Source organism: Marinobacterium sp. xm-g-48, assembly GCF_013282925.1.
Classification (GTDB): Bacteria; Pseudomonadota; Gammaproteobacteria; order Pseudomonadales; family Balneatricaceae; genus Marinobacterium_E.
The window spans coordinates 130,586-145,172 of sequence record NZ_WBYQ01000002.1; the positions used below are offsets into that span (position 1 = coordinate 130,586).

At 47.5% G+C, this 14,587-nt stretch carries 9 protein-coding genes; 7 read left to right on the top strand and 2 right to left on the bottom strand.

Annotation, left to right across the window (positions count from 1 at the left end; all coding sequences use genetic code 11):
• Positions 1–2 precede the first annotated feature (2 nt).
• The 7 genes from XMG48_RS04570 (at position 3) to recD (ending at position 13,443) form a co-directional block, all read left to right on the top strand.
• A complete protein-coding gene (locus tag XMG48_RS04570; RefSeq protein ID WP_173480884.1) occupies positions 3–2,087 on the top strand; it encodes a CheR family methyltransferase in 2,085 nt (694 codons plus the stop codon).
• Positions 2,088–2,174: 87 nt separating this feature from the next.
• Positions 2,175–2,591 carry a DsrE family protein gene (locus XMG48_RS04575; RefSeq protein ID WP_173480885.1) on the top strand — a complete coding sequence of 139 codons (417 nt, stop codon included), beginning with the start codon at positions 2,175–2,177 and terminating at the stop codon, positions 2,589–2,591.
• A 36-nt stretch (positions 2,592–2,627) separates the two neighbouring features.
• On the top strand, positions 2,628–3,764 hold the full coding sequence (locus XMG48_RS04580; protein WP_173480886.1) for a sensor histidine kinase: 1,137 nt from the start codon (positions 2,628–2,630) through the stop codon (positions 3,762–3,764).
• Positions 3,754–4,491, top strand: coding sequence for a spermidine synthase (locus XMG48_RS04585; protein WP_173480887.1), 738 nt, complete (start codon positions 3,754–3,756; stop codon positions 4,489–4,491). The genes XMG48_RS04580 and XMG48_RS04585 overlap by 11 nt, the downstream gene beginning before the upstream one ends.
• A gap of 57 nt (positions 4,492–4,548) precedes the next feature.
• Entirely contained in the window at positions 4,549–7,947 is a 3,399-nt protein-coding gene (recC, locus tag XMG48_RS04590) for an exodeoxyribonuclease V subunit gamma (RefSeq protein ID WP_173480888.1), read from the top strand.
• Positions 7,944–11,612, top strand: coding sequence for an exodeoxyribonuclease V subunit beta (gene recB / locus XMG48_RS04595; RefSeq protein WP_173480889.1), 3,669 nt, complete (start codon positions 7,944–7,946; stop codon positions 11,610–11,612). The genes recC and recB overlap by 4 nt, the downstream gene beginning before the upstream one ends.
• Positions 11,599–13,443, top strand: a complete 1,845-nt coding sequence (gene recD, locus XMG48_RS04600; protein WP_173480890.1) for an exodeoxyribonuclease V subunit alpha — start codon at positions 11,599–11,601, stop codon at positions 13,441–13,443. Before recB ends, recD begins: the two co-directional genes overlap by 14 nt.
• Here the strand turns inward: recD and XMG48_RS04605 are convergent.
• Both XMG48_RS04605 and XMG48_RS04610 read right to left on the bottom strand, forming a co-directional pair.
• Entirely contained in the window at positions 13,440–14,306 is an 867-nt protein-coding gene (locus tag XMG48_RS04605) for a ribokinase (RefSeq protein ID WP_173480891.1), read from the bottom strand. The two genes, recD and XMG48_RS04605, sit on opposite strands and share 4 nt — an antisense overlap.
• Before the next feature lie 41 nt (positions 14,307–14,347).
• Positions 14,348–14,572, bottom strand: coding sequence for a DUF2798 domain-containing protein (locus tag XMG48_RS04610; RefSeq protein ID WP_173480892.1), 225 nt, complete (start codon positions 14,570–14,572; stop codon positions 14,348–14,350).
• Between the last annotated feature and the right edge of the window lie 15 nt (positions 14,573–14,587).

The window sequence follows — 14,587 nt, forward strand, 5'->3', positions numbered from 1 at the left end:
AGTTGGAGGTAGTTCAGCGTAGCTTTCTGATCTCTGTCACCAGCTTCTTTCGTGATGAAGAGGCGTTTGAAGCACTTGGTAAAGTTCTTGATAACATCATTAAACAAGCAGAACAGAGTGGTTCCATTCGTATTTGGGTTCCTGCTTGTGCTACCGGTGAAGAGGTCTACACCATCGCCATTATGTTGGCGGAGCGTCTAGGGGCAACTCTAAGAGGATTTAACGTTAAAATCTTTGCTACTGATATCAACGAGCTCAATCTAGATGTCGCTAGGCAGGGTGTCTATGTCGATGCTGCGGTAGAAAACCTTACACCTGAAGTGTTAAGTACCTATTTTGATCTAGAGGCTAATAAGTATCGGATTAAAAAGTGGGTTAGAGACATGTGTATGTTTGCTAGGCATGATCTAGTAAAAGACCCCTCTTTCCTCAGAATGAATCTTGTAAGTTGCCGTAACTTAATGATTTATTTGAATAACCCTCTGCAGGATCAGTTGGTCAATAATTTCCACTACGCTCTTAACCCTGGTGGCTACCTATTCTTAGGAAAGTCTGAATCCATAGGTTCAACGGGTGACAAACTGTTCGATTTTGTAGATAAATCGAACAAGCTCTACAAGCGTAAACCAGGTGCCGTCTCTTATGGTCGCTTCTCTGGTGCATTGGTGAAAGGTATTAACAATACGGTTCAGTCATTAAAAAACACCAATAATCCAACGCCAGCTCACCGGATAGAGGAGAAGGTCTTTTCAGCACTGATCGACAGTTTTGCCCCTCCTAGTATCCAGTTGAGTGATCAGTTCCAACCAATTAAGTACTTTGGGGATATCTCTCCCTACCTAAAAATCAATCCAGGTAAAGCTAACTTTGACATAGTCAGTCTGTCACATCCTCAGATACAGACCGAGGTTCGCGCTTTGATCAATAGGGTCTCCCGTGGCGAGCAGGACAAAATTGATCACATCGTGCGATTTAAGTTTCCTGATGATGTTACCTCTACCGTTAATATTTCGGTTCAACGCGTGGTTGATAACATCAGTGAAACTCAGGCCTACCTCATGAGTTTCAACCGTATTGTAGAGACTCCTGCCGCCAGCACCGATAATCCACCTAAGGCTTCTGCGGATGCGGGAGTGGTTGAAGAGTTAGAAGAGGAGTTACAACGTACTCGCGATCACCTTCAGGCTGTTGTTGAAGAGCTAGAAACCTCAAATGAAGAGCTTCAGGCTCTAAATGAAGAGTTGCAAGCGTCGACCGAGGAGCTGCAGGCTTCTAATGAGGAGTTGGAAACGACTAACGAGGAGTTGCAAGCCACCAACGAAGAGTTAACTACCGTTAATGACGAGTTACAGGCTAAATCGATTCTGTTGACTGACAGTAATGAAACCTTAGTGAATATTCAGCGTTCATTGGATATGGGTTTGATTGTGGTTGATACTGATCATCGTGTCGCCCGATTCACTCCGCAAGCGGTTCGTCTCTTCGGTATTTTGCCGGACGATGTAGGCCATAAGTTGACTAAGCTGCCTCGTCACATTGATGTTCCAGATTTTGAAAAGCTTCTGGATAATGTCATCCAGTCAGGCTCTCCTGTGCGCCGGGAGTTGGAAAGTAAGGGTGAAAAATACCTTATGAACATCAGCCCATATCGCCGTGATCAAGGAATTATTTCGGGTGCTGTACTGACCTTTACCGAAACCACCAAATTGAGTGAATCGATTGATCATGCCTCTCTCGTAGATGCCATGTTAAATGAGGTCGGTAAAGTTATTTCAGAAGGCGTTATGATCCTAGCACCAGGCTTTGCAAAGATCCTGCATGTATCTCAGCGCTTAGAGCAGATCACAATGCGTAACTCTGATGTTCTCTTAAGAGATTCTGAAACCTTCCTAGATATCGTTGATCATGGTGATAGGGAGCGTGTCGCTAATCACTACAAGGACAGTGAGACGCAAGGCTGGGACATGACCTACAAGATCAAACGTCGAGATGGCTCAATCGTCAAAGTTCATGACGTTGCTAAACGTGAAGAGGTTGATGCCCATGAGCACGATATCATCACTTCAATCATTAGGGTTATTGACTAGTGCTTGACTAATTAACCCTATGATTCTAAAAATGAAAGCCTCGGCAGTGCCGGGGCTTTTTTATAACTAAAAAAACAGGGTTTTACCATGAAAAAAACACTTCTACTCGCTGCAGCATTAGTTTCAACTTCAGCGTTCGCTGAGACTCAACGTCTCGCAATTCATGTTGATGAAAACGATCCTAAAGTAATGAACTTAGCACTAAACAATGCGCAAAATGTTAAAGCTTACTATTCAGCGAAAGGTGATGATGTGATTGTTGAACTGGTTGCCTATGGCCCTGGTTTAAACATGTATCTTGAAAATTCGCCGGTAAAAGAGCGTCTGGAAACTCTAGGTATGGATGAGAGTTTCAAGTTTTCGGCGTGTAATAACACTTATACAAAAATGAGCAAGAAAGCTGGCAAGGATTTGGTGTTGCTGAGTGAAGCCAAAAAAGTACCCTCTGGCGTCGTGCGTTTGATGGAGCTTCAGAAAGAGGGTTATGCTTACTTACGCCCTTAACGCTAAGGGGCTTCGGCCCCTCTATTGAGATTTCACATGCAGCTTCTGATTGCTGATGACAGCCCAACGTTTAGGGCGCAGCTTGAATTTGTAGCCAGACAAATTGGCCATAACCCTAGTGTTTTTGAAACCGGTGACCAGTTGTGGGAGCACATTCAATCACATGGGCTCACTCCCTCTCTACTACTACTCGATTGGGAGATGCCAGGTCTGTCAGGCCCAGACCTCTGTGAAAAGATACGCTTAGCTTATCCCCATCTAGCAATTCACATCATTCTTGTAACCAGTCGAGACGAGACAACCAGTCTTGTTGATGGTCTCTCTTCAGGGGCCGATGATTACGTAACCAAACCGATTAATCGTGATGAGCTAGCGGCTCGCTTGTCCGTTGGGCAGCGAAATATTCTGCTTAGACAGCAGTTGCTAACCATTAATGAGCAACGCATTGCCGCTGAAAAGCTTTCCTCTGTAGCACAGCTAGCCAGCGGGGCGGCACATGAGATCAATAACCCCTTAGCGTTTGTGCGATCTAATTTGGATTATGTTTCGAGTCAAACATCACTACTATCAACACTGAATGAGCTGCTTAACTCCTCTGAGACCAGCTTGCCTCAGTTAAGAGATTGGTTTAACAGGCACCACTTCTCTGAATTGATTGATGAACTCGAAGAGGTTTCCCGTGAGTCACTGCAGGGGGTAACCAGAATACAATCGATAGTCGAGGGGTTGCTCAGATTCAACTCCGAACAGGGTTTGCAGCGACAGTCTGTTGATCTGAATAGTTTGCTGACTCAGCTTCTACCTAAAGGAGCTACATTGTCGCTTCCTGAAGCCTTGTTTGTTGTGGCCGATCCAAAACAGTTAGAGAAGATGTTTGCCGCTGTAATAGAGAATGCTGTGTTGGCGTCTCAAGAGGTGAGCACGATCAGGATACAAGGTCGCTTAGTGGGTGGTGAGATAGAGATATCGGTTAAAGACAGCGGTGTTGGCATTAGTGATGAGCAGAGAGCGAGAGCCTTTGATCCCTTCTATACCACGCGATCTATTGGATCTGGATTAGGGTTGGGGTTGAGTTTGGCGCAGGGTATTGCACGACAACACAATGCTGAATTAACGCTAGACAGTCAGTTGGGCATAGGTACTACCGTGATCTATCGTTGTCATGCTGCCTAAAGAGATCTATCGTGGCCATGATGAGTTTGGCACTGTCATTGTTTTGGATGATGGAAACTGTCGCTATTTGAGCTTTGGTGAAACCGATGAGCAGAGCTGTATCCTTAAACAGTCTCCAGAAGTGCCTCAATATGCCTTTATAAGGGCGATGATCTATCCTCTTCTATATCTTTCTCCTAACCGTGCTCTCTCGCTAGGTTTGGGAGCTGGCTCTCTGAATGGGGCGCTTCACTCCATTTTGCCAAATGTGAAACAGGAGATTGTTGAGATCAGTCCTGAGGTGGTTGAGGTTGCTCACAGGTACTTCTATCTGCCTCGGTCTAAACGAATCAACATTGAGGTGTCTGATGCCTATGAATATCTGCAAAGACCAGTAAAACGTAAGTTTGATCTGATCACTGCGGATTTATACACCTCTGAGGGATTAAATGAGATTCAAGTTGAAGCGGTGTTTATCGATGCGGCAGTGGCACGATTAAGTCAAAAGGGTTGGTTGGTGCTTAACTGTTGGAGTGATCATCGTGAAGTGGAGATTTTAGACAGGCTGCGTGAACGATTCGATACTCTTTTTAGTTGTACTACGGGCGATGGTAACTGGGTTCTTTTTGCGACGAACGGGCCCGTTGATGTTAGCAGCTCTCAGATGAAGAGTCGGATTAAAGAGCTGAGTTCACGTGCTGGCTTTGCTGTAAACACCATCGCTAAACGAGTCAGACAAATCGTCTAAATGCTTGTTTTTTCTATCCTGATTGAGACAATGGGAGATCTTAATCAGGGAGAGTGAATGGATCAGTCATACGCCAGTCAAAACCGACCAGAACCGGGTTTGGTTATGCTTTACTCAAACCGTCAAGAGACTCTGAAATCAGTCTTGGTTGAGTGGCTTGCCAATCATCCGTTGGATCTTTTCGATAAAGAGGAGATGCTGGTTCAAAGCAACGGTATTGGACAGTGGATTAAGTTTGCCCTAGCTGAAGATAGAGAGCAGGGCGGTGTGGGTATTGCCGCTAACATCCAATTCTCTCTACCCTCTATGTTTATCTGGCGCGCTTATCGAGCGGTACTGGGTGAAGAAGCCGTTCCTAAAGTCTCTCCATTTGATAAACCACGCTTAAGCTGGCGTCTATTCAGATTACTCAATCGCTTACCTCAAACCGCACCTTTCGAACCTCTCATTCAGTTTCTGAAGGACGACTCTGATCAACAGAGGCGTTGGCAGTTGGCACAGCAGTTGGCGGATCTTTACGATCAATATCAGATCTATCGTGGCGATTGGCTGAACCATTGGGCAGAGGGTGGTGAGCAGGTTACTGACGCCCAAAATCGTTCATTACCCCTTGCGGCGGATGATTGCTGGCAGTCGCTTTTATGGCAATTCATCTGTGACGATTTGGGTTTAGAACAATCACTCTCTCGTCCTGTTGTACACCAACGCTTTTTGCAAATCTGCTCAGAAGGTCATGTTGATCGGACAAAACTGCCTAAACGATTGATCATATTTGGCGTCTCGTCGCTGCCTAAACAAGCCCTAGAGGCGATTGATGCCTTATCACAGCATATCCAGATTCTTTTCTGTGTTCTTAATCCTTGTAAGCACTACTGGGCCGATATCATTGATGGTCGCGACCTGTTAACGGCTAAGAATCGAAGACAGTTAGAAAAACCTGCAGAGGATCTATTCGCCATTGAGCATCCATCCCAGCCACTGCTAGCGGCCTGGGGTAAACAGGGGCGCGATTTTGTTCGTCTGTTGGATCTCTATGATGAGAGTCACTCTTTCCAGAGTCAGTTTGGTTTAAATCGAATCGATCTATTTGAAGATGAAGCCACACCTAAGAGTTTGTTGCACCAAATACAGCATGACATACTCGAGCTTGAGTCACCTCAGTTCGAACCAAGGGTATTAACCAGTGGTGATCAAAGTTTGCGTTTTGTTGAAGCTTACAGCGCACAACGCGAGGTAGATATCCTGCAAGATCAATTGATCGGCGCGTTGAGGGATGATCCAAGCTTACGTCCGCGCGATATCTTGGTCATGGTACCGAATGTGGATGATTATCGTGCTCAGATCGAAAGCGTGTTTGGCCGACTTTCAACCAGTGATGAACGCTTCATCCCCTTTAGCATTAGCGATCAAAGTCGCTCTTCAACCCACTCCATGATTGGTGCGCTCGAGCGTCTATTGACACTAAACACCCAACGCATGGGCGTTACGGTCCTATTTGAGTTGTTAGATGTGCCCGCAATACGGCGTAAGTTCCAATTTGACACTGAGTCTTTAGCGACACTTCAAGAGTGGATCAATGATGCGGGTGTTCGATGGGGATTAAATGCACAACATCGATCTCTATTGGGTGTCACTACTGGAATAGAGCAGAACTCTTGGTTGTTTGGCTTGCGCCGATTGCTGACCGGTTATGCCTTAGGCGAATCTGACGGGGTCATAGGCGTGGTGCCTCTGACGTCAGTTAAAGGGGTCAGTGCCAATGCCGTAGGATCGCTGGCGCAACTCTTAAGGGTGTTCTCTGAGTGGGCCAGTTTTATCGAGAATCACCACACACTTGATCTGTGGGTGGAGCGAATCGAGCACCTGATGACGCAGATATTCGATTGCATCGAACCTGATGAGCAGATGATTGAGTCGTCGCTGTTGACTGAACTTAAGGCGATACAGGAGCGAGCTGCTTCAGCTGAGGTTTCAGAACCTGTCCCGCTCCATCTGTTCAGTCAGCTTCTGCTTGATGCTTTGGATGCCCCCGATCTTAACCGTCGGTTTATGTCCGGCGGCGTCACTTTTGCGACCCTCATGCCAATGCGTGCGATTCCCTTTAAACGGATCTATCTACTGGGTATGCAGGACGGCGCTTACCCTCGACCCCAGGTTAGAAACGACTTTGATTTAATGGCTCGCTCGTCACTCTTTAGACCGGGTGATCGTTCTCGCAGGGACGATGATCGATACCTCTTTCTTGAAGCCTTGCTATCAGCGAGGGAGTCGCTTTCAATCAGTTGGGTAGGGCGCAGTGCGGTGGACAATAGTGAACGCCCCCCCTCGGTCTTGGTGGCTCAGCTACGTGATTTTATTGATGCGCATTGGGTCAATCCTGACAAGGCACTACCGGTATTAGACCTGTTAACCGACAAGCACCCTCTGCAGCCATTCGCACAGGACTATTTTGATCAAAACTCTGCCTTAAACACCTTTGCCCATGAGTGGCAGGCAGTGCATCAGCCTGATTCAGAGCTGAGCTCGGTTGCAGCATCGGTTGAGCTAGATCCGCAGCTGTCCATTGACGAGCTCAATCGTTTTTACAAAGCGCCTGCTCGATACTACTATCAATCACTGATTGGAACCTCACTGCCACTCCCGAAAGAGCAGTCACAGGAGAGTGAACCCTTCGTGATCTCTAAGCTTGATGATCATCTGCTCAAGTCGGCGGCATTAGAACTGCTCGGATACCCCAACAAAGAGGATCGTGAGGTCAAGATAGCATCTGTTGTCGATCGGTTAAAAGATCTGGGCACCTTGCCCTGGGGTGGTTACGCGGAAAAACCCGTTAGGGCCATAAAGAGCCACCTTGGATCGATCTGTCGACATCTTGATTGGCTCATCGATCGATACGACTGGCAGCAGCAGGACAGTCTTAAGCTTCATCTTGCGTTGAGTGGTGCGACTATTACCGGTGAAACTGGTGCTCTTTACCAGCTAGAAAAGCAGTGGGCCACTGTGGTTGAGCTTAGCGGAGCAGCCATTGAGAAAGGAGCGGTCAAACAGGATCGCATGTTGGGCAGTTGGCCAAAACACCTTCTCTTAAATGCCTGCTTAGGGCCTACGACCACTTATTTCATTGGTCCTGATGCTGTGACCTACCTTAGAGTAGTTGAGTCTCATGAAGCGATCCGGTTGCTTGAAGCCTTAGATCAAGCGCGTCGAGAGATGCTTGAAAGCCCCAAACCGATCGCGGCTAGAACCTCGCTGGCTCTGTTAAATAAGGGCGAGTCACAGGCTGCCACTCAGTTTGAGGGTGAGTTCACCTTTAATGAACGGCAACGTGAGCCTGAATTGGCTCAACTCTGGGAGAGTTTTGAACAGATCAAAGAGGCTGGATTAGCGGATTTTGCGGCGCGCCTCTACTCGCCACTGATTGATTACAGTGATATTTGGCGCGAGGGTAGCCGATGATTCCTATGCCACTGAACCCACTAGAGTTCCCATTCTCAGGCGCATCCTTGATCGAAGCGAGTGCGGGTACTGGTAAAACCTATACCTTGGCGGCCCTCTATGTTCGCTTGGTGCTTGGTCATGGCGGCGATCAGGCTTTCACAAGAGAGCTACTACCACCCGAAATTTTGGTCGTAACCTTTACCAATGCCGCGACTCTCGAATTGCGAGACCGTATTCGCAGTAACTTAAGCACGACAGCACGGGTGTTTAGGGAACTAGAGCAGAGTGACGATCACTTTACCTCTGCATTGATGCAGAGTTATCCCCCTGAGGAGTGGGAAGGCTGCGCATTGAAATTGGAACGCGCCGCTGACTGGATGGATGAAGCGGCAATTTTCACCATTCATGGTTGGGCGCAGCGCATGCTGACAGCACATGCGTTCGACTCTAATACTCTGTTTGATCTCCAACTGGGTGATGATGGCTTGTCCCAACTCGAAGAGGCGTGTCGAGATTACTGGCGTATTCACTGTTCAGTGTTAGAGCCCAGAGTGGCTGAACAGATAGGGATGCTCTTGAAGTCACCAGAGGCTCTCTACAGTTGGATCTATCGATCACTGTCAAGCGATGCCAAACTGCACTGGAAAGGGGAGCCTATTGATAAGAGTGTTGATCCTCGCACTGTCGCTCAGTCCATCAATGAGTGGCTTAACGACTTAGAGAGCTGTAGCACTAAACTGCTGACTATTTGGCGCGACAATATTGATCAGATTGAAGCATCACTGAGAGGCCAGTTTGAGGCTAAACACTTTAATGCTGGGCGAGTTAAAGAGCCTGGTTTCAGTGATCAGCTTCTGGCGATGCGACAGTGGGCCGTTGATGGAGAGGTGCCTGACAGTCCGGATTCATTGATTCAATATTTGACCTTTGAAGGCAAACTAAACAAAGGCAAGCCTCTGCCTGATCACCCAGCAGTGGATCTACTTTCTGCCTATACAGACCGTCTTCAGTGTCGCCCAAAACTCGAACCCATTTTACTGCACGCCTTAGACTGGGTATCAGAGCGTTTTACAACCCTCAAGGAGAGCACAGGTGCCCTCGATTTTGATGATCTTTTAGTCCTTCTAGAGAGGGGGCTTAAAGGGCCACTAGGGAGTAACTTAGCTTCCAGAGTGCGTGCACAGTATCCAGTTGCGTTGATTGATGAGTTTCAAGATACCGACCCATTGCAGTTCAGTATATTCAGTACGCTTTATCGAAATGTCGATGGTTGCGCGTGGATCATGATTGGAGATCCAAAACAGGCCATTTACAGTTTTAGGGGGGCTGATATTCATACCTATCTCGAGGCGAGAGAGGAGAGCCAAGATAAACTCTATACCCTTGGCACCAACTATCGTTCGAGTGAATCGGTCATTTCTGCGGTTAATGGACTCTTTGTCGATGCTGATCTCAAAGAGAAGGGGGCTTTTCTCTTCAGAGACGTCCATGGTGTGAATCATCTGCCGTTTTATCCGGTTAACGCCAACGGCTTAAAGAGCAGCCTAACCTCAAATAATCAGAGGCTCGATGGTCTACATCTGTTCTGCTTGGACGATGGCGAGTGCATTAATAAGCCTCGTTATCATCAAGCGCTGGCCACTCATACCGCAAGCAAAATCGCCTCGTTACTGAACCGGTCAGATGCTGGCGAACTATCAATGGGTGATGAGCCTATACAGCATGACGATATTGCCGTGCTAGTGAGAAATTTCACTGAAGCTAAAGTGGTAAGAACAGCACTCGATCAATCAGGTATCTCTTCAGTCTATCTGTCTGATAAAGAGAGTGTGTTTGAGTCACAAGAGGCGGAAGATCTTTGGCGAATTCTAAATGCTATAGCTCATCCACGGTCAAAATCGTTAATCATGGCTGCGTTAGCCTCGCCGGTTCTCTGCTTAACACGTGACCAACTCTTGCATCTGAATCAATCTGAGTCTGAGTGGGTCGATATTAGTCAGATCTTTGTTGAGCTCAATCAGATCTGGAAGCGAACTAATATTGCGGCCGTCATTCGAGCTCTGATCACCGAGTTTGATCTACCTCGTAAATTGAGAGCGACTCGAGGCAATAGGGTAGAGAGAAGTTTAACGAATCTATTGCACCTGGCTGAATTGCTTCAGAAACAGGTATCGGTTGTGGATGGTGAGCTGGGTATTATTCGTTACCTAGGCGAGCAGATCGTCAATCCGAGCGGTACAGGTGAGGAGCAGCTCATTCGCATGGAATCGGACTCCGGGCGAGTTCAAGTCATCACCATGCACAAATCCAAAGGGCTAGAGTATCCGATTGTATTTATCCCCTTTGGTGTCAGCAGCCAGTCCATAAAGGTGAGTGATAAGGGCTTAACCTATCGTCTTAATGGGCAAAAAGTTCAAGAACTGAATAAAGATACTCAGAAACACGAGAAGCCATTCAGTGAACGGGAGATGCTTGAAGAGGAGGTGCGGCTAATGTACGTCGCACTCACTCGAGCAAAATATGCCTGTTGGATAGGCTTGGGTGCCGTTGACGGTTTTGAGAAATCCGCAATGGCAAGCCTTCTTGGAATCAACGAGGCACTTCCTAAAAAACCGTCCAAAGAGGATCTCTACGACGCACTCAGTCAGGCCATTCTCAATGTGACCCAGCGAGATGGGGTTTTTCTGGAATCGGTCTCTGATCAAGTTGAACAAAGAGAGGTTAAAACGGATCGTCTGTTCTCACCCGAATGCCAACATTTATCTCTACCCGTTAATCGTGAATCTTGGTGGATGACCAGTTACTCTGCCATCGCAAGTCGCACTCAATCTCATGCAGTCGACTCTAAGATCGAAGAGAATTTGTTGGATCAATCGATTGCTGAAATGGAGCCGTTCGATCATTTAATTCGCTTTGATCAAGCCAAGACCGGAACCATTCACGCCTTTGAGCGTGGTGCGATTCCAGGTAATTTTTTGCATGAAGTATTAGAGCGAGCAGCAGAGCAGAGTTTTTCTCAAACCGCGACCCATTCCGAACTCATAAAGAGTGCCGTATGCATTGAGCAACAGCCAAGTCGATGGCATCAGAGTGGATTGATGATAGAGCAATGGCTTGAATCGATGCTAACCACACCCATTGTTCTTGGCTTTGAGCTGACACTTGCAGGCTTATCTCACTACCAAGCTGAGATGGAGTTTATCTTCAGTGCCCATCATCTCTCTGTCGCGGAACTGGATCAGCTCTGTATTGAGTCAATCTATCCTGAGTTAGAGCGGCCGAGATTGGAACAGCAGACGATCAATGGCCTGTTAAAAGGGTTCATTGATCTTACATTTGAAGTGAATGGGCAGTACTGGGTATGTGATTATAAATCCAACTGGCTAGGACCTGATGCCTCCTATTACACTGAGTCCAAGATGCAAGAGGCGTTGGTGGAGCATCGTTATGATCTGCAGTTGATGATCTACCTGCTCGCCCTGCATCGACAGCTGTTGGCCCGCGATGTTGAATATAGAGAGAATCCAGTCAAAGGATTTAATGAGAAAGTGGGCGGGGCACTCTACCTCTATCTTCGTGGCGTGCCAGAGGGAGAGGGGTGTTTAGCAATCAAGCCAAGCTATGAACAGATCGAGCGTTTGGATCAGTTGTTTAAACAGGGAGCAGACAGTGCAGCAAGTTGATTTATGGTCTGACTCAAACACTGATTTGAATCTAAATCAGATCTTAGAGCTTTGGTTGGAAGCAGGTTGGATTCGTTCTATTGATATGGAACTCGCACTTCACCTATCGGAACTGTATGACAATCAATCGGCATGGGCGGGTTTAGCCTTAGTCTTAGTCAGTCATCAGCTAGGGCGTGGGCACAGTTGTGTCGATGTTCACTCCCTCTATAAGGATCCTGATCGTTACCTGGCACTTCCACCGGAGTTTGCAAAATTAGCCGGTATACCTTTACCCAGTGAGCTGTTTAAGCAATTAACAAAGAGTGAGTGGCTTGACGCAGTTCATCAGAGTCCGTTGATGGGCCTGCCCGATGAGAATACCCCCCTAATATTTGATCATGAGCGTCTCTACTTAAGGCGCATGTGGCAGGTAGAGTCTCGCGTTGCAGAGCGGTTAAAACAGCGTCTATCGAAACCCTCCAGCAACACGGACTCGTTAGAAAAGTATCTGAACCAACTGTTTCCGAACGATGACGCCAGCATTGATTGGCAGCGAGAGGCCTGTGCAAAGTCTGCAATTAAGCGTTTTTCAGTTATTACCGGTGGTCCAGGTACCGGTAAAACGACGACAGTGGTTAAATTGCTGGCGCTACTTAAACGTCTAGCGGATGACCATGGTGATACCTTTGACATTGCACTTGCAGCGCCAACTGGCAAAGCGGCGGCACGTTTGTCATCCTCAATTGGGAGTGCACTTGAGCGCCTTCCAGAAGGTTTTGGAGAGGGGTTACACGCTCAAGTTGATACGGTCCACCGACTCATTGGTGTCTCTTCGGCTGGTCGAAGAAATCGTTATCATAAGGGGCATACTTTGGCGGTTGATCTGTTGATTGTAGATGAAGCATCCATGTTGGATATTGAGCTATTCGATGCGCTGCTTGATGCATTGAGTGATCGCACACAGCTTATTCTATTAGGCGATAAGGATCAGTTAGCCTCAGTTGAGGCAGGCTCTGTCTTGGCAGACCTCTGCCGTGTTGAGAGTGATACAAACCCAGAAGGCTTTGTTAGCCAACTTAAAATCAGTCACCGCTTCAACAGTGAGTCTGGCATTGGTCAGCTAGCCAAGGCCGTCAACCAGGGGTCTTTAACTGACTACCAAGCTGTTTGGCGACAGACCTACAGCGATATTCACTATCAAACGGGAGCTGACCTGCGTCAGCAGATCGCTGATCGAGTCTTAAGTAGCGATCCACAGATACCGGGTTATACGAGCTACTTAGGAAAACTCACTCAGCCATGTTGCGACCCACTTGAGGTGCTTAGGCTGTTTGACCACTTTAGGTTATTGACCCCTCTGCGTCGCGGACCAGAGGGTGTTGAATCGCTTAACCATATTTGTGAGACCCTATTAGCCAGAAAAGGGCTAATCGATCTGAGTCAAGAGTGGTATATCGGCCGTCCAGTAATGGTTACTGCCAATGATTACGCGGTAGGTCTAGCGAACGGAGATGTGGGTGTCTGTTTAGAGCGAGAGGGCAAGCCTAGTGTGGCGTTTATCAACGAATGCGGAGATGCGGTACGATGGATCGACCCCCTTCGTTTAGAGTCGGTAGAGACGGCTTACGCCATGACGGTGCACAAATCACAAGGCTCGGAGTTCAAGCACGTTGCGTATCTGTCACCTAGTCGAGCGAATCCTGTACTGAGTAGAGAGCTTCTCTACACCGCCATTACACGTGCCAGTTCACAATTTACTCTTATCGAGATGAACAGCAGTGTGACACAGCAGACAATCAGTACGCAGACCGATAGAGCCAGTGGGCTTTATCATCGCTTAACCGATTAAAGGGCTAATTCAATCTCTTCTAAAGAGGGAATAGCATCCGCTGTCCCTGGGCGTGTCACCTGTATCGCCGCACCGGTAACCGCAAAGTGAAGTGATGCTTTAAGATCCCCGGTTTGGTCATAGCGCGCGAGGAAAAGCCCCAGAAATGTGTCACCGGCCCCGGTCGTATCAACGGCGTCGACAGTGGGTGAGGGCAGTATAAACTCATCCTCTGAGCCTATATATCGAACACCACGACTACCCAGTGTCACTAGAATATGATCAACGCCGCACTCTTTAATCGGGCGGTTCAATGCGCGCTCTAAATCCTTGGCCTCAATCTCATTGACGACCAACATATTGATTAACGGGAGCATCACTAGGGTCTTATCTGCGTCGAAGGGGGCTGCTGAATAGCAGAGCTTCATCCCTTTAGCCTTTGCGCATTTCATGAAGTGTTCAGTTTGCGAGGTCTCGTTTTGACAGAGCGCCCAATCAGACGCGGTTGCATCCTTTAAGCCCTCATCTACCATCTGTTCGGTAATAGCAAAGTTAGCACCTGGGTAGACAAGGATTTGATTCTCAGCCGAATCTTCATCGACCATAACAATGCCATGACCTGTTGGCGTTTCCGACATAAATAGGTGGGTCGTATCGATATTTAACGCTTCTAATTGGTCGAAGTATCGTTTATCTGCAGGGTGCATCGCACCTATATGCTTAACGCGACCACCCGCTTTAGCAATGGCAACACTCTGGTTTGCACCCTTGCCACCCAACCCCTGTGTAAAGTTATTGGCTGCGAGTGTTTCACCCGGCCTAACTAGGTGGGGCAGTGAGTAGAAGTAATCTATGTTGACTGAGCCTAGGTTGTAAATGGCCATTCACGAATCCTTATTGAGTTCAGCCAACGATATCTAAAAACCTACTTAGTGCAAAGCTTTTGCGTCAGTGCAGCCACTCGGCGACCAAAAATTAGGATCACAGAGAAGGCAATCGGCCAAGCAACCAGATAAGCGTAGCCCCAACGAGCCATAAAACCTTCACCTAAACCGGTATTCACCGTGGTAATCACAAAGGTCATGATCGTTACCATCACCAGAGACATTAACACTGATTGAATAAGAGGAGCGCGTTTTTTAGGAAACATAGATAAGCCTATTAA

Excerpts from the sequence above, each read along its gene's own strand:
- XMG48_RS04575 (WP_173480885.1), top strand. The coding sequence starts at position 2,175 with ATGAAAAAAACACTTCTACTCGCTGCAGCATTAGTTTCAACTTCAGCG.
- XMG48_RS04580 (WP_173480886.1), top strand. The coding sequence starts at position 2,628 with ATGCAGCTTCTGATTGCTGATGACAGCCCAACGTTTAGGGCGCAGCTT.
- XMG48_RS04585 (WP_173480887.1), top strand. The coding sequence starts at position 3,754 with ATGCTGCCTAAAGAGATCTATCGTGGCCATGATGAGTTTGGCACTGTC.
- recC (WP_173480888.1), top strand. The coding sequence starts at position 4,549 with ATGGATCAGTCATACGCCAGTCAAAACCGACCAGAACCGGGTTTGGTT.
- recB (WP_173480889.1), top strand. The coding sequence starts at position 7,944 with ATGATTCCTATGCCACTGAACCCACTAGAGTTCCCATTCTCAGGCGCA.
- XMG48_RS04605 (WP_173480891.1), bottom strand. The coding sequence starts at position 14,306 with ATGGCCATTTACAACCTAGGCTCAGTCAACATAGATTACTTCTACTCA.
- XMG48_RS04610 (WP_173480892.1), bottom strand. The coding sequence starts at position 14,572 with ATGTTTCCTAAAAAACGCGCTCCTCTTATTCAATCAGTGTTAATGTCT.